This window comes from Pseudoalteromonas sp. XMcav11-Q, from assembly GCF_040104525.1.
In the GTDB taxonomy this organism is placed as follows: domain Bacteria; phylum Pseudomonadota; class Gammaproteobacteria; order Enterobacterales; family Alteromonadaceae; genus Pseudoalteromonas.
In genome coordinates this window covers 255,951-276,934 of sequence record NZ_JBECOX010000006.1, presented here as the reverse complement: position 1 = coordinate 276,934, position 20,984 = coordinate 255,951, and the positions used below count along the sequence as shown (strand labels likewise).

Genomic DNA, 20,984 nt, shown 5'->3' with positions numbered 1-20,984 from the left:
CCCTAATTCTAATATAGAAAAGGGCCGTTTTTATGTCTTTTCCAATCGCATTACCTTGTAACACCCTATTTGAAAGCGATGCAGATGCTATCGTTGTTGTTACTCATGATATTCAAAACCTTGGCAGTGCGGAGCTTGACGAAGTTGCTGCACCATTTTTAGCTGTAGATGCGCGCATTGCGCAAAAGGCAAGCCTGCTTGTTTCAGACAAAGTACCTGGCAAGCGCTTGGTGATTGCGCCAACCGGACCAATCGACAGAGATTACGATGACGTTCGCCGTTACTTTGAAGCGGCAAAGGCTGGTATTTTAGAAGCGAAAGCGGCTGGTGCGGTAAAACCTGTGCTTGCTGTTGTAAATGTGCCTGCCGATGCTCGTTACGAAAATGCGCGTGCAGTCAGCTTTTTAGGTGCTTGCCAAGGCTTATGGCAGCCATTAGAAGCACGTGAGTACCGTGGCGAAGTGATTGAACCAATCGAAGCGATTTATGTTTTTGAAGCGTCAGCACAATGCTGCGATCAACTAAGCGCAATCGCTGCAGGCCAATATGCTGCGCGTGATCTGTGTGGCACAGAACCTGAGCGCATGGCACCGCCTCGTTTTGCTGACTACTGTGTTGAGCTATTTCAAGGTTCAGCGGTAAACGTTGAGGTTATCGCTGATCGTAAAATTATGGATGAACAGTATCCACTGTTAAGCACGGTAGCGCGTGCCTCTTACGCCGTTGAGCGCCACCATCCTCGTGTTGTAAAAATGGTATACGAGCCTGAAGGTGACGTCGAACGTACTCTTATCTTTGTTGGCAAAGGTCTTGTGTACGATACTGGCGGTGCAGACTTGAAAGTGGGCGGTTTTATGGCCGGCATGAGCCGTGATAAAGGCGGTGCGGCGTCAGTGGTTGGTTTTATGGAAGCGGTTGCTAAGTACCAACCAAAAGGTATTAAGGTAATTGCTTATCTTGCCGTGGTTCGTAACTCGATTGGTTCTGACTGTTTCGTGCCGGATGAAATCATTGAGAGCAGAGAAGGCGTTCGCGTTCGTATTGGTAACACCGATGCGGAAGGTCGCTTGGCGATGGGTGACTTACTCAGCGAAGCGAAAGACTTAGCTCTGGGTGAGAAAAACCCTGAGATCTTTACGGTTGCAACACTGACAGGTCATGCAGCGCGCGCTATGGGTCCTTACAGTGCCTATGTTGAGAATGGTCCTGCACGAGCAGCACAAGTATCTCGCAAGATTGCAGATATGGGCGACCTATGGGCTGACTGCGCGGAAGTATCGCGTAGCCGACGCGAAGACTATGACTTTGTAAAACCACGCACCCTTGCGGATGATGTGCTATCGAGCAACAACGCACCATCGGCGGTTACCGCTCGTGGTCACCAATTCCCAATGGCATTTTTGGCAATCGTTGGTGGCTTAGACAAGCATGGTTGTAATGCAGAATTGCCAATTCCGTATGTACATATGGATATTGCAGGTAGCGGCGTTGAAGGTGGCGACTGGCAACATGGCAAGCCAACTGCTGCAACCGTAGCAAGCTTATTTGCAAGGTATTGTATTTAATACCAATTGAATTAATTCTCTAATCAATTTGAAGGGTGAAATAGCATATTAGCTTCGTTAAAAATTTCTCATTTAGAACAACTAAATAGCAAAATTTTTGCCTTGCTACTAAAGCTATTTTCCCGCTTCAAGATAGATCATTTACTTAATACAACTGGTATAAGATTGATAAAAGGGAAGCAATACAGCTTCCCTTTCTGGTTGGGTCAAATTAAAGAGAAGACTATTTGGAATCTAGCCCTCTGCGTTTTAATAGCGCTTCAGTCGTTGGCTCTTTTCCGCGGAATGCTTTGTAAGAGTCCATTACAGGTCTTGAGTTACCAACCGATAAAATATGTTTACGATATTTTTCGCCATTTTCAAGTTTAAGGCCACCGAGCTTTTGCACGTATGCATAGGCGTCGGCTGCTAATATTTCACTCCACATATAAGCATAGTAACCAGCAGAATAGCCGCCTCCCATAGAGTGCGCAAAAAATGCTGATTTATAACGCGGTGGAACGTAATCGAGGGCGACTCCATGCTTTTCCAGTGCCGCTTGTTCAAATTCATTGATATCAGTGGGTGCATGCTCAGGTGAAATTGTATGCCACTCCATATCTATGAGCGCAGATGCCATGTACTCCAATGTATCGTAGCCCATATTAAAAGTTCGTGAGCGGATCACTTTATCAAGCAGTGTTTTTGGGATAGGTTCCCCGGTTTGGTAATGCTTTGCATAGTTACTGATAACTTCAGGGTGTGCAGCCCAGTCTTCCTCAAAGGTTGAGGGAAACTCAACAAAATCACGAGAAACAGCGGTTCCAGCAAGACTCGGATATTTTACGTCAGAAAACATCCCATGTAAGCCATGTCCCATTTCGTGAAACATAGTTGTCACTTCACTGTAGCTCACAAAGGTTGGTTCACCATCAGGTGCCTTTGCAATATTCATGACATTGATAACCACAGGCTTTTGGTTTAATAACTTAGATTGCCCTACAAATGAATTCATCCAAGCTCCACCACGTTTACCTTCTCTTGCAAAATAGTCGGCAAAGAATATCGCGAGGCTTTCACCATTGTTATCGATCAGTTCATAAGCCTTAACATCTGGATGATACACGGGTAAGTCAGGGCGAGCTTTGAAACTTACGCCGTACAGCTTATTCATGGTATAAAAAACACCATTTTCTAAGACGTTATTAAATTCGAAGTACTTTTTCACTTCTGTTTCGTCCAGGTCATAACGAGATTGACGAACTTTTTCAGCGTAGTATGCCCAGTCCCAAGGTTTGATGTTGAACGAGTGCCCTTCGCTTTGAATAAGCGTTTTAATATCTGCTGCTTCCTTTTCCACGTTGGAAACAACGGCCGGCACCATGCTGCCAAGCATGTCATAAACTGCTTTAGGGTTTCCAGCCATTTGCTTTTCTAGGCCGTAGTCTGCCCAGCTTTTATACCCTAACAGCGCTGCTTTTTCGGCCCTTAACTGTGCCAGCCGGATGATAATTTGAGTATTGTCATTATCACCTGACTGAGCACGATAAGCAGAAGCTTGCCAAATCTGTTGCCTAAGTGCTCGGTTGGTTAAAGACGCTAAAATAGGTTGGCGAGTTGTGTTGGTAATACCGATTAAGTACTTGTCTTTATGTCCTGCAGCTTCAGCCGCACGTTTAGTGGCAAGAATTTGTCTTTCTGTTAAACCGTCCAATGCGGCTTTATCATCAACAATCACTGATATGGCAGACGTTTCTGCTAATAGGTTTTGTGAAAACTGGGTAGTCAGAGATGAATGCTCTTCATTGATTTTGCGAATTTTCTCCTTATCTTCAGCACTTAGTTTTGCGCCAGCTCGCACAAAGTTGGTGTAGTAAACATCCAATAAACGCTTTGATTCTGAGTCTAGTTCGAGTGTGTTGCGATTATCATAAAGCGACTTTATACGATCAAATAATGCGGCGTTCAAATTGATGTTATCGCGGTGTTCTGCGAGCATTGGGGCTAGTTCTTTTTGTAATTGACGACGCTTTACTGAGCTATCAGTGCCTATTAAGTTAAAAAATACGCTACTGGTTCGCTTTAGCAGTGCACCACTTTTTTCCATTGCAACTAAGGTGTTTTCAAACGTAGGCGTTGCAGAGTTAGTTGCAATACGCGCGATTTCTTTGAGGTGCTCTGCCATACCCAACTTAAATGCAGGCATAAAATGTTCATCTTTGATCTGGTCAAACATTGGGGTTTGGTAGATTAAAGTACTGGCGTTGAACAGTGGATTGTGATGGACTGATTCACTTTTCTTAGGCACGCTAGATGCCACCTCCGTTGTATAATTTGAACAACCAGAGACAAAAAGCGTGGAGTAAATCGCAACGGCGATGATGGTCTTTTTCATAAACTTCTCAGTATTTGTTGTAATGTTATAGTGTATCTATTATGTGTTTGTAGTTGTGTTTTATCGCATAATAATGGCAGTATCATGATTCTTGCATCTTAGGCAGATAAGTGTTTCTTAAGTCAGTTTTTGGGCCGGAAACTTATTATCAATGGCGACAGCATTGTGAGCATGCAAACTTTCTTGGTGTTCAATTTTGAACCAATAATCAACAAACTGTGTGTTTTGCTCTAAAAATTGTTTGACTCGTCGTGCGGCATCTTCACAAAACATTAGATTTTCTGCATTTAGCTTCGCAAATGCTTGTTCATCTTCACGTTTTACCGCAGTTTGAACTGGCGTGCCAATGGCCTGTTCTAGCGCTTTTATAAGGTTTGGAATGAGTGGCAACGTCCGTTCTGTTAGTTTTACTGTTACGTAAGCGAAAGAGCGCTGGCTATGAGGTGTGGCAATGCTCCCTTTTAGAGAGGTTATCCACGTCATTAGTTCGTGTTTTGAAATCACCTCTTGGGAAAACTGTTCTTCGATCTCTTCACTTAATGCTTGTCTAGAAAGCGCCGCTGAACAAGGGCAGGTACTTGAATAGGCAATAGTAAGTGATAACTCATAGCTAAGCTCTGAGTTTATATACTCACAATTAAGCGTGATAGGGTAACTTTGATAGCCGAATTGATCGCTCAACAATGCTGGTTTATCTATAGTTAATTCAAACTGTAACTCAAGCTTGGCTGCTTTGCTCAACCCTTGTTGAGATTGAACGGACTCCTTTAATAACGCTTCAATCGTTTTAATATTCAAAGGAGTCGTACTTAGTATCTCTCTCAAGCGAATGTATAACCGGGACATATGGATCCCTTTTGCCTCAGGTTTATCAAGGCTAACAAAAATATTTGCAAGAGCGTTAACCCTTTGGTGAGAGGTGCTTGATATTTCCACTTCTAAAGGTATGGCAATTTTTTCCATACCCACCCACTTTAGCGGTAAGGCTGTTGTTGCAAGCTGCCCAGAGGCAACATCAGGTAAAGATACTGTCATATTTATTTCCGACGAGGTTTCTAGGGCCTGTTGATCTTTGCTGTTTGATTTTTGTTCTCCTGAGTGTGTTTTGGTCGCGACGCTCGACTTGCCGCCTAGTAATCTAGGCAAAAGTTGAGCAACAATGAACAAAGCGCACTCAGGTGAACCCAAAGGGCAGCGCTTGATTAGCATTTCTACTGTGTTATCGCCTGACTCACATAGAATAACTATGCTACGCAGGCTCTGCCTTGTACAAATACCAATCAAACTGCTGCAAAAACAAACTTGAAAGGTAAACATGCCCTAGCGATTAAAAATTAGTGGCATAGCGGCTGTGGGTGTATTAAGCGGTTGTTGGCCGTCATAAACGAGACTGCCATTCACCCAAGTTTTTAAAACTTTTGCTGAAAAACGGTGACCGTCGAATGGGGTCCAGCCACAGTGATAGTGTGTTTTCTGATGGCAAGTGGGTGTTTCGTGATGAGGGTTCACGAGCACTAAGTCAGCATAGTATCCTTCGCGAATAAAGCCTCTATCTACAATGTGATACCTTAACGCTGGATTATGTGCAACTTTCTCAACGAGCTGCTCTATAGATAAACGCTGATGATGCACATGGTCGAGCAAGCTTAATAATGCATGTTCAACTAAAGGCAAACCCGCAGGTGCTTGCTGGTAGGGGAGTTGCTTTTCTTGCCAAGTATGAGGCGCGTGATCAGTAGCAATAATATCTATTTGATTATTTCGCACTGCTGCTAACAAAGCATCACGATCGCTTTTCGCTTTAATCGCTGGATTGCATTTTATTAGGTTACCCTGCAGTGCGTAATCTTCTTGACTGAACCACAAATGATGAACACATGCCTCTGCCGTAATATGTTTGTCGCGAATATCGCCTGAAGGGAATAAGCTCAATTCTTTTTCTGTTGTGATATGCAGTACATGTAAATCGCTACGATATTGTTTCGCTAAAGATACAGCGTACGAAGAGGATGAATAACACGCTTCGGCGTCACGAATGATGGGGTGATCTTGAATTGTTAAACTGCCACTGCGTCCTATGCACATGGATAAGTTCTTTTCAATCACTCTTCCATCTTCACAATGGGTGACAATTAGGGTTGGACTTTCTCTGAAAATTGCGTCGAGTGCTTGTGGATGCTCAACGAGTAGATCGCCTGTTGATGCCCCCATAAAAACTTTAACACCGCAGTACTTCTTCGCATCTAAACGTTTTATTTGTTCTAAATTATCTTCGGTTGCCCCTAAGTAGAAACCATAGTTTGCCAGCGAGCTTCTAGACGCAATCGCGTATTTCTGTTCAAGAGCTTCAATGGTTGTAGTCGCAGGGCTTACGTTTGGCATTTCCATATAGCTGGTGATACCACCTGCCACAGCAGCTCTGGATTCTGAGGCTATATTACCCTTCTGTGTTAAGCCGGGCTCACGGAAATGTACTTGGTCGTCTATCATTCCAGGGAGTAGAAAATAACCTGTCGCATCCACAATATAGTCATTTGGCTGCGCAGTTATTGAGCTTGCAATTTTATTTATTCTGTTTTCAACGATAAGTACATCACATACTTGTGATTGATTCTCGTTGACCACAATTGCATTTTTTATCAGTGTGTTTTTCATATTATAGGGACCTATTTGTCAAGTTTGGCTTTGCAAAGGTTACATAAGCCAGGCAACTCTAAGCGTGCATTTGCAGCTGAAAATCCAGTGCTTTCTACCGCTTTAAATAGATGCTTAGCAGCCTCTTGAACAGAATCTATTTCTTCTATTTGATGGCAGGATCTGCAGACCAAGATCACGGATAGATGGTGATGGCACGCACCATCTAGACTCTTACAGGCTATATATTTATTTGCAGAATGGATCCGGTGTGCCAGATTGACTGATTCTAAGAATTCAAGAATGCGGTACACGGACATTGCTAGAATAGGAGAGTTGGTGCTTTTATTGTATTTGTCAGTAAGTTCATACGCTGATAGCGGCTCGACTGTTTGCAATAATATTTCTAGCACGCCCTGTCGTTTTTCAGTTAAACGCAGCCCTAACGATTGGCATTTTGCTTGAGCCTGTTTGAGAATAAAGTTTCGTTGAGTTTTGTTCACGGCAATGACGACATAATTCATTCAACTATTGATACAATATAACATATCAATCATAATTGATACAATATAACGTTTATTGGAGTCGTTATGTCTAAACTATCAACAATATCCTTGCTCGTTGCTGCACTGTTACCACCAAGTCTTGTAGCAAAGTCTATAGAAGGTACAGTCGTCAATAAAGTTGGTAAAGGGATTGCAAATGCATCAATTGAGGTCGAAGGAACTGATATTCGCGTAGTCACAGATAACAATGGTCATTTTCAAATTTCGGGCGTTGGGCTTGGAAATCAACAAATCCATGTAAGAGCACCTGGTTTTGCTCATCTGCATAAGGCGCTCACTCTGGATCAAGGTGGCGTTAAAAACGCAATGCTAATGTTAAATCGTTCTCCAATAGAAGTTATAGATATTGTAGCTACCCCTGTACATATGTCGGCGATGGAATCTGCGGTTCCAGTTAGTGTTTTGTCAGGTGAAACATTGCGTCGACAGCAAACCGCTACGCTAGGGGATAGCTTAGAAAAATTGCCTGGCGTCAACACAAATTTCCACGCCAAAGTAGCGAGTACACCAATTATTCGAGGTTTGAGTGGCCCGCGGGTGTTGGTGACGCAAAATGGATTAGATGTCAGTGATGTATCTAGAGTTGGTCCTGATCACTCAGTCGCCTCCGAAGCCTCAACGGCTCAACAAATTGAGGTATTGCGGGGACCTGCAACTCTTTTTTATGGTAGCGGTGCGATTGGGGGAGTGGTTAATGTCGTCGATACAAGAGTTCCAACCGATAATGCAACTCGCGGAGAATGGAATCTGGAAAGTAACTCTGTTGATGACCAAAATACAGCCTCGTTTAATGCGACATCGGGTATTGGTTCTGTGGCTTTATATGTTGATGCATTCTGGCGAGAATCTAATGACTACGAAGTACCTGTTCCTGCTGAAATTCATGAGCATAGTGAAAGGAATAACAGTGGTGAACATCACTATAAAGTAGCAAATAGTGCTGAAGAGTCTGATGGTTTTACGGTTGGCTCAAGTTACTTATTTGACCAAGGTTATGTCGGTGTGGCTGTTGAGAAATTTAACCGCAAATACGGCATTCCGGGACATACGCATGGTGATGGAGAAGCACATCATGAGGCTGAAGAGCAGGTTTTTGCGGACTTAGCACAAACAAAAGTGCAACTATTAAGCGAGTACAAGTTTAACAAAGGTTGGCTTGATAAAGTGAATGTGCGTGCTGGTTTTACAGAGTATGAACATGCTGAAGTTGAGCACGGCATGGTTGGAACAACATTTAAGAATGATACCAATGAGTTAAAAGTTGATTTACTACATCAGCCTCTGTCTGCTTGGACTGGTGGCGTAAGCTTACATTACAAACACAGTGATGTTGAGGCTCAAGGTAGTGAGGCGTTTACGCCGCCATCTGATACCCAAACACTTGCGATAGGGGTAATGGAGGAAAGGCGGTTTGGTGATTTTTTAGTGCAGTTAGGTGGTCGTATTGAGCAAGTGGAGATCACCGCAAGTAATGTGCCTTTACCAAGTATTGATGCCCACTCGCATGATACTGAAATGCATGACCACATCGGTCACGATTCAGAAGCAACAAAGGTATATGCGGTTGAGCATCAGTTTACCCCTGTCAGTTTATCTTCGGGTCTTGTATGGGACTTTGCGCAAAATTATAACCTTGGGTTATCTGTTTCACACTCTGAACGAGCTCCTTCTTCATCGGAGTTATTTTCCTTTGGTCCTCACATAGGAACCGGCACTTACGAGGTAGGAGCGTTGTTCAAAATGGATGAGCACGGTCATTTTGAACTCGATGAGCAAGGCATAGCGCTAGAAAAGTCGCACAATATTGATATTACACTGCGAAAAACCCAAGGCGATATAGGCTTTATTTTTAATGCTTTTTACAACCAAGTAGATAACTACTACTATCAAATAGAAACTGGGTTGTACGCCGAGAGCGGCGATAGTCACGACCACAATCATGAACATGAGCACGATCATGCTTCCGAATTACCTATTTATTTATTCAAGACAGATGATGTGGTTTTGCACGGTTTTGAAGCGCAAGTTGCTTGGCAATTGACCGACGAGTTGAAAGTTGATGTTTTCTCTGACTTTGTGCGCGCCAGATTAGAAGAAGGCGGCGATTTACCTCGTACACCACCTCTGCGCTTTGGGTCGCAGTTAAGCTATCAGACGGATAATCTCAGTGCACATATCCACATTACTCGATATCAAGAGCAGGACCGGATTGCACCAGAAGAAACCGCGACCGACGGATATACCTTAGTTGATGCTAGCATCTCTTATGATCTTTCTGTGTTAAATCAAGATCTCTCTATTTATCTTAGAGGGAGCAATCTGACGGATACAGAAGCACGAGTACATAGTTCATTCTTAAAAGATATAGGCCCTCGGCCGGGACGCAGTTTCGCGCTTGGTATTCGCGGCTATTTTTAGTTTTAGCAGGTTAAACCATTGTGTACCTGTTAGTTAAAGCCACACAGGTACACAAGTAACTGAGTTTTACAACAACATAAATCTTATCTATATGTAGCACGAGATTATTACTGACACGACTACGATCAGCAGGAGAAATTATGGTTTCACGTCGAAGGTTTTTAAGGGGGGCTGGCACCCTCGCATTTATCGGCCTTTCTAAAAGCGCATTTGGCAGAGTGTCACTATTAGACTTTAACACAATGATAGCTGGGTATGGACCGTTGATCACCGACCCCAATGGTTTACTCGATTTGCCCCAAGGTTTCAGTTATCAAATAGTATCAAGCCTTGGAGATAAAATGTCCGATGGTTTTACTGTACCTGACAAAGCCGATGGTATGGGTTGTATTGCTTTAGATGAAGAACGGGTTGCATTGATCCGCAATCATGAATTGAAACCAACAGATTTAGCAAAAGCCGAGGACAGTATTCGTCACCATAAAAGTGAGCTTGCTTTTGATACAAATGGCTCAGGCATCGCGCTTCCTGGTGGCACAAGTCATATTGTGTATAACCTAAAAACACGCCAAAAAGAACAAGAATATTTATCCTTGGTTGGCACTATTCGTAACTGTTCTGGTGGAATAACGCCTTGGGGGAGTTGGCTTACTTGTGAAGAAACAACTGCAACTAAAAATGATGGTTTTACACAAGATCACGGATATATTTTTGAAGTACCAGCGACTGCAAAGGGTTTAATTAAGCCACAACCTCTAAAAGCAATGGGGCGGTTTAATCATGAAGCCGCTGCTGTTGATCCCAAAACAGGCATTGTTTATCTCACGGAAGACAGGGGAGACAGCGTTTTTTACCGCTTTATTCCAAACGAAAAGGCAAAGCTCCACAAAGGAGGGAAATTACAAGCGATGGTAGTGAAAGAAAGCCCGCAATTTGATAGTCGAAATTGGAATAAAAAAGCGATGCCACTTCATCAGGAGTTTACTGTTGAGTGGATAGATTTGGACGACCCACAAAGTGCTAAAGACGATTTACGGATCCGTGCTTATCGAAGTGGAGCTGCGCTATTTGCTCGAGGTGAAGGGATCCATTGGGGTGAAAAAGAGCTGTACTTTTGCTGTACCAATGGCGGAAAAAAGCAGCTAGGGCAAATCATGAAGTATCAGCCATCTGAGTTTGAGGGAACAGAAAAAGAACGCCTCAATCCAGGAAAGTTGTCTTTATTTGTCGAAAGCACTAGCCAGTCTCTCTATAACTTTGGTGACAATCTTACCGTGTCGCCACAAGGACATTTAATTGTTTGTGAGGATCAGTATTCCGATGTTGTAAATAACTACCTAAGGGGTGTAACACCAGAGGGAGAACTCTATAATTTTGCGCGGCTAGCTAAGCAAACTGAGCTCGCCGGCGCTTGTTTTTCACCAGACGGCAAGACTTTATTTGTTAATGTGTACTCACCAACGACAACATTGGCGATTGTGGGACCATGGGAGCACTTTAATCAAGCAAAAATAAATAGCCTCTCTAATTTTAATTTGTTGAATTAGGGCTTGTTGACCTTTTCGCTATTTGGTTTATGTTCTCATAAGTGTATTTTGGTCGCGAAGCTCAACTTGCTGCTGAGTAATCTAAGCAAAATTTAAATCGTGAAAGTGAGCTATTAATATTGATGCTATTATCAATGAGGCTCCTTTTCTTTACGTTGTCTTGTCGTTAAATTATCAGCCACAAATGCACCTCGTTGCCCTCTGGTTTTTGCTGGTCCAACGGTACTATCTTTTAAAGTTTGTAGCTCAGTACTGGCATTTAGTGCAGCACCAAAAATAATGATATATGCGCTCAAATATAACCACATCATCATAATGACGACGCCTCCCAATGAACCATAAGTTTCATTGTAAGAAGCGAACTGCGCGACATAATATGAAAACCCCAATGACGCCAAGATCCATAAACCGGTTGCAGTAAACGAGCCGAGTGTTATCCAGCGCCATTTTGCGGCTCTGCGATGTGGCGCATAACGATAAACAAACGCTAAGGAAAAGTGAAATAGTACCGCTAAAATAGACCAAGTAATTAGCTGTATTACAGAGTCCAGTGCTGTGGTAAATCCTACGAGGTTAAGCACAATCGGTAAAATTCCGATAATAGACAACGCCACAATCGCGACGAAAATCGCCCCCACAGAAAACAAAAAGCGTACCACTAGGGCTTGTAAAAACCGCCTTTTATTATGCTCATGATACGTAATGTTGCAGGCTGTGATCAACGCTTGGCAGCCTTTACTGCTACTCCATATTGTTAAAAAGAGGGTAAAAATAGCACCTAAACTTAGGCTTGCCTGCGATTTTTGAGTGAGCGCTTTGAGTTGTTGCAACATAATTTCTTGACTGGATGGTGGTAAGAGTTCAATAAGCGGCAGTAGCTGGTCAACCATTTCTGCAGGAGAAGAAAAATAGGCATAGATAGAAACAACGGCCGCTAACGCAGGAAATATTGCCAGCAGGGCATAAAATGCCACTCCAGCGGCAACCAGAGATAAATTATCTTGGGATAAGCTGTGGTATAGCCGTTTACTGACATCCCACCAACCGAGTGCTGGAATATCGCTTGGCCTGTCTGCATTAAAGCCATGTTTATGAGCTGCCATTGGTCTTTCCTAAATCAATTCTGGGCCTGTTGATCTGAAGTGATATACAGCAAAAGGTCTGCCAATCTCGTTTGGCGTTATATTTGCTACTAGTCAACTCGTGATCTTATGAATAAAAACCCAAAGAGTGCAATATGGAAATCAATAATCTTATTAAAAATCAAATGACTAATATGATTCAGGCGGCAGCTTCTCGCGAAGTGACTGAGGCCGTGAGCACATCAGATACGCTAAGTTTAAGCGCACAGGTTGTGCACTTTTTACAAACCGCATGGCAATTGTTACCTGCTTTGGCGCTGGGAATTGTGGTTATTGTGCTTTGTTATTATTTAGCACGGCCAATCTCTTATCTTTTGATTAAACCCATAGGTTATGTCAGTAAAAGTCGATTATTACATCTCGTCACTCGCCGTTTTATCAGTGTGTTAGTCATATTTTTTGGTATTTATATCTTTTTGCGCTTGGCCGGGTTGAGTGAGTTTGCCGTCGCAGTAATGAGTGGTACTGGGCTTGTCGGTCTTATTCTTGGGTTTGCGTTTCGTGATATCGCCGAGAACTTTATTTCGAGTATGCTAATTAGTGTCCAACGCCCGTTTAGAATTGATGACGTTATTGAAGTGGATAACCGTTTGGGGATCGTTAAAAAAGTCACCGCCCGCGCAACCACCTTAGTTGATTACGATGGTAATCACATTCAAATACCCAATGCTACCGTCTACAAGAATGTAATTAAAAACTTTACTGCCAACCCCAAAACACGTGGACACTTTAAGATTGGTATTGGCTATGACAACGATATTCGTCTGACGCAGCAAATTGCAATTGACTTACTTAAAGAGCAAAGTGCGGTTTTAAACGACCCGCCACCTCAGGTTCTACTTGAAGCCTTAGGCTCCGCGACTATCAATCTTACCATTTATTTTTGGGTCAATAGCGAACAACATAGCCCGATCAAAGTGGCGTCTCAACTCATGCGAGAAACCGTTAATTGCTTTACAGAACACGGTATAAGCATGCCTGATGATGCTAGAGAGCGGATAATCATAGCTGCGAATACTGAAACACAAGGAGTAAACAAAGAAGCGACCAGTAATTCGAGTAGCAGAACGCCTGTGAAACAAAAGAACAAAACCACAGCAAGTGCAGTAGATGCGGATATTGACGATGTGAGTAGCGATGCGGATGAGATCAGAGAGCAAGCAGAGCGCGCTCGAAGCCCAGAAGAAGGGGATAATATAATTTAGCAGTAAATTAGGTTAAGTGTTGAAATGTGTCATGGCTGATTTAGTTTATTTCGGACTGTCGACTCATCACCCTAATCTAGATAAACAACGCTATCGAGCTTTACGTACTCGATAGCAAAATACTGGTTTCACTATTTAAAATGCCATCAATCTCTCGAACTTGCCTCAGTACACCATCGAATTCACTGAGGTTAGCGGCTTGCACTTCAGCGATTAAATCCCATGCCCCGTTCGTGGTATGAATTTTACTGAGTTCGTGGATCCCACGCAGTGCATTGATCACTTGAGTAGTGGATTTACCGATCACTTCTATCATCATGATAGCGCGCACAAGCTCGGACTCGATATATTCATGAACCCGCACCGTAAAGCCTAGAATTGCACCACTGGAAATGAGTCTATCTAAACGGTTTTGTACGGTTCCACGAGACACATCGAGCGTAGTGGCTAAAGTTGAAATGGCTGCTCGGCCATCTTTGCGCAATTCAGCAATCAAGGCTTTGTCAAGCGCATCATATAAGTAAGGAGTCATAGTACAGCTTTGTGGTTTTTGTCATGATTAGTCTATTTGTATAATTCAACTTAGCAAAGTGATAGAAAATTGCACTAATTGTATAAGATTTTGGCATTTAAATCGTCTTATGGTGTGGTTACACTGATATTGTGTAAGACAACGCCCAAATCAAATAATGAGTGCAGTATGACAACGATATTTCAAGCACCACGAGCGGTGGTGATGATCCGCCCACACCATTTCACTTCGAACCCGCAAACCATGCAAGATAACGCCTTTCAGCAAGCATGCAGTGAAAACAACCCTAACAACAGAGCCTATGTTGAGGTCAGCAACGCCGTGCAAGCGTTAGAATTGGCTGGCGTGAAAGTACACTTATTTGAAGATACCTCCACAGACACGCCTGACTCGGTCTTTCCAAATAACTGGTTTTCGACCCATAGCGATGGTCAGTTGACGATTTACCCTATGTACGCCTTGAATCGACGATTGGAGATCCGTCGCGATATTATCGATTTTCTGAGTGCTCACTATCAGGTGACAAACATCAACGATTATAGTCACCTAACTGCTGAAGAAATATTCCTTGAAGGCACCGGCTCTATGGTTATCGATCATCAAGCTAAAGTGGCCTATGCGGTAGAATCCAAGCGCACCAACGCCGTGTTAGTTAATCAAGTTTGCGAGCAGTTGGGACTACAGGCAGAGGTATTTAATGCCTATGATAAGAATGAAGTGCCTGTTTATCACACTAATGTCTTAATGTGTGTCGCCACCGATTTCGCCATGATATGCCTAGATATGGTGCCAGAATATCAGCGGGCACAGCTTATTAACCGTTTTACGCAAAGCGGCCACACCCTGATTGCGCTATCTTATCAGCAGATCCAACATTTTTGCGGCAACGCGATTGAGCTACAAGGAAGCATGGGACACATACTTGCGCTTTCCACAACGGCTTATCAGGCGTTGTTGCCTGAGCAAATTGCTGTCATTGAAAAGTCAGCTAAGCTAGTTGCTATTGATATACCGACAATTGAAGCCGCAGGTGGCTCAGTGCGTTGTATGATTGCTGGAGTCCATTTAAATAACCGTTAAATAATACTAGAGCCTGTTTATCCGTCAAGAAGGTCAACAGGCCCTAGATAAACGGCAAATAATAATAAAACAGGAATCGCCTATGTTTGAAAGTGCAGTTAAGAGTATTAATGGGCTTTTATGGGGAGAAGGCCAGATACTTATTTATATCCTGCTATTTGCAGGGTTTTGGTTCACTATTCTTTTGCGAGGGATACAAATTGTAAAGTTTCGCCATATGTTTAGCCTGTTACGGGGCAGCAGTCAGGGTGATGACAATACCATCAGTTCTTTTCAAGCGTTATGCACGGGGCTATCAGCTCGAGTTGGAACCGGTAACCTTGCAGGTGTTGCGGTTGCTATTTCTCTTGGTGGCAGTGGTGCGATATTTTGGATGTGGATGATAGCCATTTTGGGGATGGCAACAGGCTTTGCCGAAAGTGTACTTGGGCAAGTCTATAAAGTGCGAGATAGCCAAGGTGAGTTTAGAGGTGGTCCTGCTTATTATATTCACATGGGATTGGGAAGTCGGGCGTTTGCAGTATGCTTCGCCTTTTGCTTGTTTTTGGGATATGGATTTACCTTTAGCGCGATGCAAACCAATACCATCACCGATGCGCTCAATAATGCGTTTGATATTCCAACCTTATATTCAGGTATTGTGATCACAGTCCTTGCCGGCTCTATTATTCTTGGTGGCTTCAAAGCGATTGCGCGATTTGCTGAAAAGGTAGTGCCAGTAATGGGATTAGTCTTTGTCCTTGCGGCCATTATTATTACCGTGATTAATTACTCGCAAGTCCCTGCCATGATCAAAGATATTTTGCTTTCAGCTTTTGGTTTGCAAGAAGCGGGCGCTGGCGCACTTGGCGCAGCTATCAAAAATGGTATTCAGCGTGGGCTCTATTCTAACGAGGCGGGAGCGGGTAGTGTGCCGCACGCATCGGCAAGTGCGTCGCCAATTCCCAATCACCCCGTGACCCAAGGTTATATCCAAATGCTAGGCGTATTCTTTGATACCATCGTGTTGTGTAGTTGTACTGCTGTCATAATTCTATTGGCAGATATAGATATTGGCAGTGAGATGGAAGGCATACGGCTGACGCAATCTGCGATGACCGCGCATTTAGCAACTGGGGGCGTGTACTTTGTCGCGGCGGCGATCACTTTGTTTGCTTTCACCTCTGTAGTGGCTAATTACGCCTATGCTGAAAGTAACTTACACTTATTCCATCTGGACAATAAAGTTGGCCGTTCAATTTATACCGCATGCTACTTGTCTATGATGTTGTGGGGCGCTTCGGCAACGCTAAAACAGGTATGGGATCTTGCCGACATCGCATTGGGTTTAATGACGGTGGTGAATGTTATTGCCATCGTGCGCCTTACACCCACTATCTTGGCGGTTACGGCCGATTATCATCTGCAAAGAGCAAAAGGGAAAGAACCTGTATTCGAAGTCGATAAGGTCAAAGTGCAAGGAGTTACTGAGTCTGGCATTTGGGTAATATTAATGCGAAGAGTTCAGCCTAATACGTTTTAGATGGAATAAATAAAGGCCGAATTTTCCGGCCTTTATTTATTTTTGATATTTTTAAGTTAAAAAGTATCGCCAAACTTTCAATCATACACCTTGTTTAAATTTTTTATATTCAGTGTATACTTCCGCTCGCTTTTCACTTCAATATTTCAAACTAAATATTGCTTCCTTTTTAATCTTTAAACACCGATGTGATAATGAAAAAACAATTATTTGGACTGGCAGTACTATCGTTGCCTATGTACGCGAAGGCTGATATTGCCATATTTTCAGAAGTACTTTTTGGTAAAGCCAATAATGAATTTTATGCCGAGCAAGAATCTGATTTAGGATATAGGCGTGCGTCATCCGCTAATTCTGATTCATGGGGGCTGAGGCTCGGTGTTGGGCTTACAGATCATTTAGCTCTTGAAATCGCACAGCATTTTCATGGTGAGTCACTAGCTGAATATTCCGTTCACGTTTCTAACACACTCTCTGGAATCTATCAAAACCCATATGACTACTCATATCGAGTCAGGTTTCCTATTGATACCGAATCTCTGAGGTTGGGGATTAAGGGAGAGATTGAGGTGTCTACCAATATTAATGCAAATATAAGAGTTGGAATGGCACATTGGCAATACAAAGATGTGATCCCTGCACAATTGGTTCCTACAGGCAGCACTAGTTCAGGTGATAGCGGTAATGATATTTATACCTCGATAGGTGTTGAGTATCGACTAACAGATAATCTCTATGTTGGTTTGGAATACTCTCTTTTGAATATTAAAGAATCAAAAGAATATGACTACACAGGCGTAGTTCAATATGAGCATAATTTGCACGATATATCCATGTTACTTGGTTGGGCTTTTTAATACGCTGATATTCATAGTAGAGAAAGGTTATTTTCAGAACTGTATTTAGAGTGGGGCGAATTGAGCAATTCACCCCATCAATTTTGACAATAGAGTTTAGATGAACCGTCAGTGACGAAGTTATCTAACCTCAATAGGTATATAACCACTTACCAGCCGTCGTAACGCTTTCTACGAGATAAAAATAGCGTCAGGATCACACCGATAATAATGCCACTGATCCCGATGATGCCACCGTAAGTGAGCAACTGGTGTTGCTCTTTTTGGACTTTTTGCTGCTGTGCTAAACGCTCATCTTGTAGTTGCTTTTCAAGCCCTGAAATAGTGTCTTGAAGTGAAGCATTTTCAGCTAGCAAATTGGTATTGTTTTGCTGCAGCATTGGAAGCTGCTGCTGGGCGTCGTTCAGCGCCTCTTGGGTTTCCACCAAGGTTTGGTTAACCGCCTCTAATTGTTGCTTTAAACCTGGCTCCGTGGTGACAAATTTACTTTCTACCCAACCTTCTCTTGCTTTGTCGTCTTTAATTTGGACAAACTCGTCATTAGCGCCACTCAAAATAGTGATTGGCGTACCAGCATCAACAGAACCTAAAATTCGATAATTTTTACTTGGACCTGTATGCATGAAAATAAAAAGATTGTCACTAATATAGCCGTTTGGTGTTGCCGTGTTTACTGTGCTATTTTCGTCTGGCTCTTCGGCAAAGCTTATAAAGCTGGTGAAGAGCAGGCTCGCAATGATAAATTGCTTAAAGTTGAACATGCGTGGGCCTTTTATTCTTTGGGTCGTAAAGTTTACAAAATAGTAGGGATTTCGCGGCCTAATAGCAAGGCTTTGTTTATTTTGAATGGCGCGAAATAATTGATTACATAATGAAAATTGCAGCATTTAACGCAATGATTCGGTGTTATTAATCCACTGACGTTCAGCGAAATTAGCCCGACTATCTATTGATTTAGCGCATATTTGGTGCACTTCTCATCGGATAAAAAGATTGCAAACTTAGCCTCCTTTGTATATTTTGATCCTCCCTTAGACAAATAGGTAAAACACTGCCCTAATGGACACTGAAATAGAACTGAAATTTTTGGTTTCAGATAATGAAGTTCCGCTGATCCCTGCACTCATCACACAGTTTGCAAAAACGGTCACTAACAAGCCTGCTAAAAACTTAACTAACGCCTACTTTGACACGCCAAATCGTGAATTGCGTGCGCTAGATATCGGCCTAAGAACGCGTTGTTGCAATGATGAATGCGAGCAAACGATTAAGCTTGCGGGAGAAGTTGTAGGAGGGTTACATCAACGACCTGAGTACAATTTACCTATTCAATCAGGACGTCCTGACTTGTTAGCGTTTGACGCGAATATTTGGCCTCACGGCATGCAACTTGAGTCTATCGCAGAAAACATATTCCCGATCTTCAGTACGAATTTCATTCGTCGAACTTGGTTAATCGAAACGGATTCAGGAACCAAAATCGAAGTCGTGTTGGATAAAGGGGAAATAGCAGCCCAAGGGAAGATGGAGCCAATCAATGAGCTTGAAATAGAGCTCATTGAGGGAAACAAAGAAGATCTTTTCTTATTAGCCGATCACCTAATTAAACAGGCTGGCATGCGTTTGGGACTATACTCAAAGGCCGCCAGAGGGTATCGAATTGCCGATGATAAGCCTCTAAAACCAAATAAGTTTATAGGGTTTGTACCGCTCAAATCTCAGGTAACGCAAGAACAAGCGCTAATTGCGACAGTCAGTTATGGTATTCAGTTCGTCCAGAAGCATGAGCAGTGTTATTTTAATAAACCAAGTCTCAAGACATTAAAACGTGTTATTGATGGAGTCTCGCTTATCCGCCACGCGTTTTGGTTGTTCGATGACATCGTTGATAAAAGCTCGACTGAGAGTATTCGTAACGAATTAAAATGGTTGTTGTCAGAACTTGCCTGGGTCGAAAATGCAATTCATTTAAAAACCTATACCTCAAAGCGTCATGCTTATCATAAGAAACTTAATCAGTTTCCCGAGTTGGCGCAGGTCATTACCGATTTGCAAGATGTTCAGCCGACACCGACGGACATTGAAGATTTATTTCATTGCACCCGCTATAACCGTTTGATCCTTTCACTTACTCGCTGGCTGGTTGATAGAGCGTGGCGTAAAAACTGGGATCAAAAAGCACTGAGTGCAGCAGAGCTACCTGTCACAGAAATCGCAAGCCAATTATTTGATAAAGACTGGCAAGAGCTGAAAAACTTGCTTCCACAGGATAAATCGCTTTCTGAAAGAGATTATTTACATGTGAGAATAAAGTTAGAAAACACGCTACTAAGCGGTAACTGTCTGGGCAAGCTTTACGATAAAGAAGCGCGCAAAGTGTTTAGAACGCCTTGGATTGATATCGTTTATGGTATTTATGAGCTAGAAACACTGGCGTATTTATATCAACTTTGCCAAAGCCAAAACGCAGACGAGCTGCAAGAAGTGCAGGCATGGCTTAAGCAAAAATCTGACTTTTTGATAAGTGCTATGGAGCAAAGTCGACAATCTTCCATGCATAGCGAACCATATTGGTTCTAACCAGATTAAGCGGGGTTTTATCCCGCTTTTTTGTACCACTTCATTACAATCAATACTGCAAATATCAGGTGATGAACTAAACTTGGGTGTATCAATTCTGAGGTAGCCCAATGATCGATATTGACGATAAAGTGCTGAATGATTTGCGCGGCGGATTTAACTTACCTGCTAAGCCTGAAATATTACAAGCCTTACAAAATGAATTATCACAACCGGAGCCTGAGTTATTTACCGTGGCGGATATTATTGCGGCAGATGTTGGTGCGTCAGCTGCGGTGTTAAAGGTAATTAATTCACCCGCTTATGGTCTTGCCCGTACAATCACAGATATAAAACAAGCAGTGATGTTTTTGGGCGTTAACTGTATTACGCAGCTAGTGACTGGGTATTTGCTTAAAAATGCGTTTGAGCAGTCAAAGTGCTGTATCTCACTGCAGCAGTTTTGGGATAACGCTGCGGATATTTCAAAAGCGGCGATGGTGGTTGGACATCATTTGAAGGCATCATTACCGATGGAGAATTTGCAGCTGCTCGGACTGTTTCATGATGCCGGGATCCCAGCAATGGCCGTAAAATATCCTGACTACGCTGAGGTAATAAAGCAGTCTATAGAGCGACCTGAGCAAACGCTTATTTACTACGAGCAGCAAAAGTATCCAGTGCCTCACACTGTGATAGGCTACTTTCTTGCGACGTCTTGGCACTTACCTAAAGAAATATGCCAGATGATTTTGCGCCACCATGACGTTAGCTATCTTGAAGAGCAAAAAGATGCACAGCATGTGCAAACCTTTGCGGCACTTAAACTGGCTGAAAATCTCTGTTTCGAAGCAAAACACTTTAGAAGCGCAGCGGATTGGTATTTATTTAAAGACAAGGTGATGATTGAGCTTAATCTGCATGAAGATGAGTATCAAAACTTAAAAGATGATGTCGACGAAGTATTTATCGGGTAGGGGATT

The 20,984-nt window shown here is 42.8% G+C and carries 16 protein-coding genes; 9 read left to right on the top strand and 7 right to left on the bottom strand.

Annotation, left to right across the window (positions count from 1 at the left end):
• The first annotated feature begins 32 nt into the window (after nucleotides 1–32).
• Nucleotides 33–1,565, top strand: coding sequence for a leucyl aminopeptidase family protein (locus tag ABMY45_RS12385; protein WP_349288934.1), 1,533 nt, complete (start codon nucleotides 33–35; stop codon nucleotides 1,563–1,565).
• 223 nt (nucleotides 1,566–1,788) lie between these two features.
• Here ABMY45_RS12385 and ABMY45_RS12380 read toward each other — a convergent pair whose 3' ends face one another.
• From ABMY45_RS12380 to ABMY45_RS12365, 4 genes are all read right to left on the bottom strand, one after another.
• A complete protein-coding gene (locus ABMY45_RS12380) occupies nucleotides 1,789–3,939 on the bottom strand; it encodes a M3 family metallopeptidase (RefSeq protein WP_349288933.1) in 2,151 nt (716 codons plus the stop codon).
• A 117-nt stretch (nucleotides 3,940–4,056) separates the two neighbouring features.
• Complete coding sequence (folE2, locus tag ABMY45_RS12375) at nucleotides 4,057–4,974, bottom strand: GTP cyclohydrolase FolE2 (RefSeq protein ID WP_349288943.1); 918 nt, start codon at nucleotides 4,972–4,974, stop codon at nucleotides 4,057–4,059.
• Nucleotides 4,975–5,259: 285 nt separating this feature from the next.
• Nucleotides 5,260–6,594, bottom strand: a complete 1,335-nt coding sequence (locus tag ABMY45_RS12370; RefSeq protein WP_206472146.1) for a dihydroorotase — start codon at nucleotides 6,592–6,594, stop codon at nucleotides 5,260–5,262.
• A gap of 11 nt (nucleotides 6,595–6,605) precedes the next feature.
• The gene (locus tag ABMY45_RS12365) at nucleotides 6,606–7,097 is read right to left on the bottom strand and encodes a Fur family transcriptional regulator (protein ID WP_227386879.1); all 492 of its coding nucleotides are present in this window, start codon (nucleotides 7,095–7,097) and stop codon (nucleotides 6,606–6,608) included.
• A 66-nt stretch (nucleotides 7,098–7,163) separates the two neighbouring features.
• On the opposite strand from ABMY45_RS12365, the gene ABMY45_RS12360 reads away from it, so the two are divergent.
• Both ABMY45_RS12360 and ABMY45_RS12355 read left to right on the top strand, forming a co-directional pair.
• Nucleotides 7,164–9,557 carry a TonB-dependent receptor gene (locus tag ABMY45_RS12360; RefSeq protein ID WP_206472148.1) on the top strand — a complete coding sequence of 798 codons (2,394 nt, stop codon included), beginning with the start codon at nucleotides 7,164–7,166 and terminating at the stop codon, nucleotides 9,555–9,557.
• Nucleotides 9,558–9,697: 140 nt separating this feature from the next.
• Nucleotides 9,698–11,104: an alkaline phosphatase PhoX gene (locus ABMY45_RS12355; RefSeq protein WP_206472150.1), complete on the top strand. Its 1,407-nt coding sequence runs from the start codon at nucleotides 9,698–9,700 to the stop codon at nucleotides 11,102–11,104.
• 131 nt (nucleotides 11,105–11,235) lie between these two features.
• Here ABMY45_RS12355 and ABMY45_RS12350 read toward each other — a convergent pair whose 3' ends face one another.
• On the bottom strand, nucleotides 11,236–12,207 hold the full coding sequence (locus ABMY45_RS12350; RefSeq protein ID WP_227386880.1) for a YihY/virulence factor BrkB family protein: 972 nt from the start codon (nucleotides 12,205–12,207) through the stop codon (nucleotides 11,236–11,238).
• Between the two features lie 134 nt (nucleotides 12,208–12,341).
• On the opposite strand from ABMY45_RS12350, the gene ABMY45_RS12345 reads away from it, so the two are divergent.
• Complete coding sequence (locus ABMY45_RS12345) at nucleotides 12,342–13,451, top strand: mechanosensitive ion channel family protein (protein WP_045962697.1); 1,110 nt, start codon at nucleotides 12,342–12,344, stop codon at nucleotides 13,449–13,451.
• Between the two features lie 100 nt (nucleotides 13,452–13,551).
• Here ABMY45_RS12345 and ABMY45_RS12340 read toward each other — a convergent pair whose 3' ends face one another.
• Complete coding sequence (locus ABMY45_RS12340) at nucleotides 13,552–13,983, bottom strand: Lrp/AsnC family transcriptional regulator (RefSeq protein WP_349288932.1); 432 nt, start codon at nucleotides 13,981–13,983, stop codon at nucleotides 13,552–13,554.
• A gap of 168 nt (nucleotides 13,984–14,151) precedes the next feature.
• Between ABMY45_RS12340 and ABMY45_RS12335 the strand changes: the two genes are divergently transcribed.
• The 3 genes from ABMY45_RS12335 (at nucleotide 14,152) to ABMY45_RS12325 (ending at nucleotide 17,442) form a co-directional block, all read left to right on the top strand.
• Nucleotides 14,152–15,063, top strand: a complete 912-nt coding sequence (locus tag ABMY45_RS12335) for an arginine deiminase-related protein (protein ID WP_349288931.1) — start codon at nucleotides 14,152–14,154, stop codon at nucleotides 15,061–15,063.
• An 82-nt stretch (nucleotides 15,064–15,145) separates the two neighbouring features.
• Nucleotides 15,146–16,585: an alanine/glycine:cation symporter family protein gene (locus ABMY45_RS12330; RefSeq protein ID WP_349288930.1), complete on the top strand. Its 1,440-nt coding sequence runs from the start codon at nucleotides 15,146–15,148 to the stop codon at nucleotides 16,583–16,585.
• A gap of 194 nt (nucleotides 16,586–16,779) precedes the next feature.
• Nucleotides 16,780–17,442, top strand: a complete 663-nt coding sequence (locus ABMY45_RS12325; protein ID WP_102057433.1) for an outer membrane beta-barrel protein — start codon at nucleotides 16,780–16,782, stop codon at nucleotides 17,440–17,442.
• 149 nt (nucleotides 17,443–17,591) lie between these two features.
• Here ABMY45_RS12325 and ABMY45_RS12320 read toward each other — a convergent pair whose 3' ends face one another.
• Nucleotides 17,592–18,203 carry a TIGR04211 family SH3 domain-containing protein gene (locus ABMY45_RS12320; RefSeq protein WP_227386883.1) on the bottom strand — a complete coding sequence of 204 codons (612 nt, stop codon included), beginning with the start codon at nucleotides 18,201–18,203 and terminating at the stop codon, nucleotides 17,592–17,594.
• Between the two features lie 298 nt (nucleotides 18,204–18,501).
• Between ABMY45_RS12320 and ABMY45_RS12315 the strand changes: the two genes are divergently transcribed.
• Both ABMY45_RS12315 and ABMY45_RS12310 read left to right on the top strand, forming a co-directional pair.
• Nucleotides 18,502–20,022, top strand: a complete 1,521-nt coding sequence (locus ABMY45_RS12315; RefSeq protein WP_174169778.1) for a CYTH domain-containing protein — start codon at nucleotides 18,502–18,504, stop codon at nucleotides 20,020–20,022.
• Nucleotides 20,023–20,132: 110 nt separating this feature from the next.
• Nucleotides 20,133–20,978: an HDOD domain-containing protein gene (locus ABMY45_RS12310; protein WP_174169779.1), complete on the top strand. Its 846-nt coding sequence runs from the start codon at nucleotides 20,133–20,135 to the stop codon at nucleotides 20,976–20,978.
• The last annotated feature ends 6 nt before the right edge of the window (nucleotides 20,979–20,984 follow it).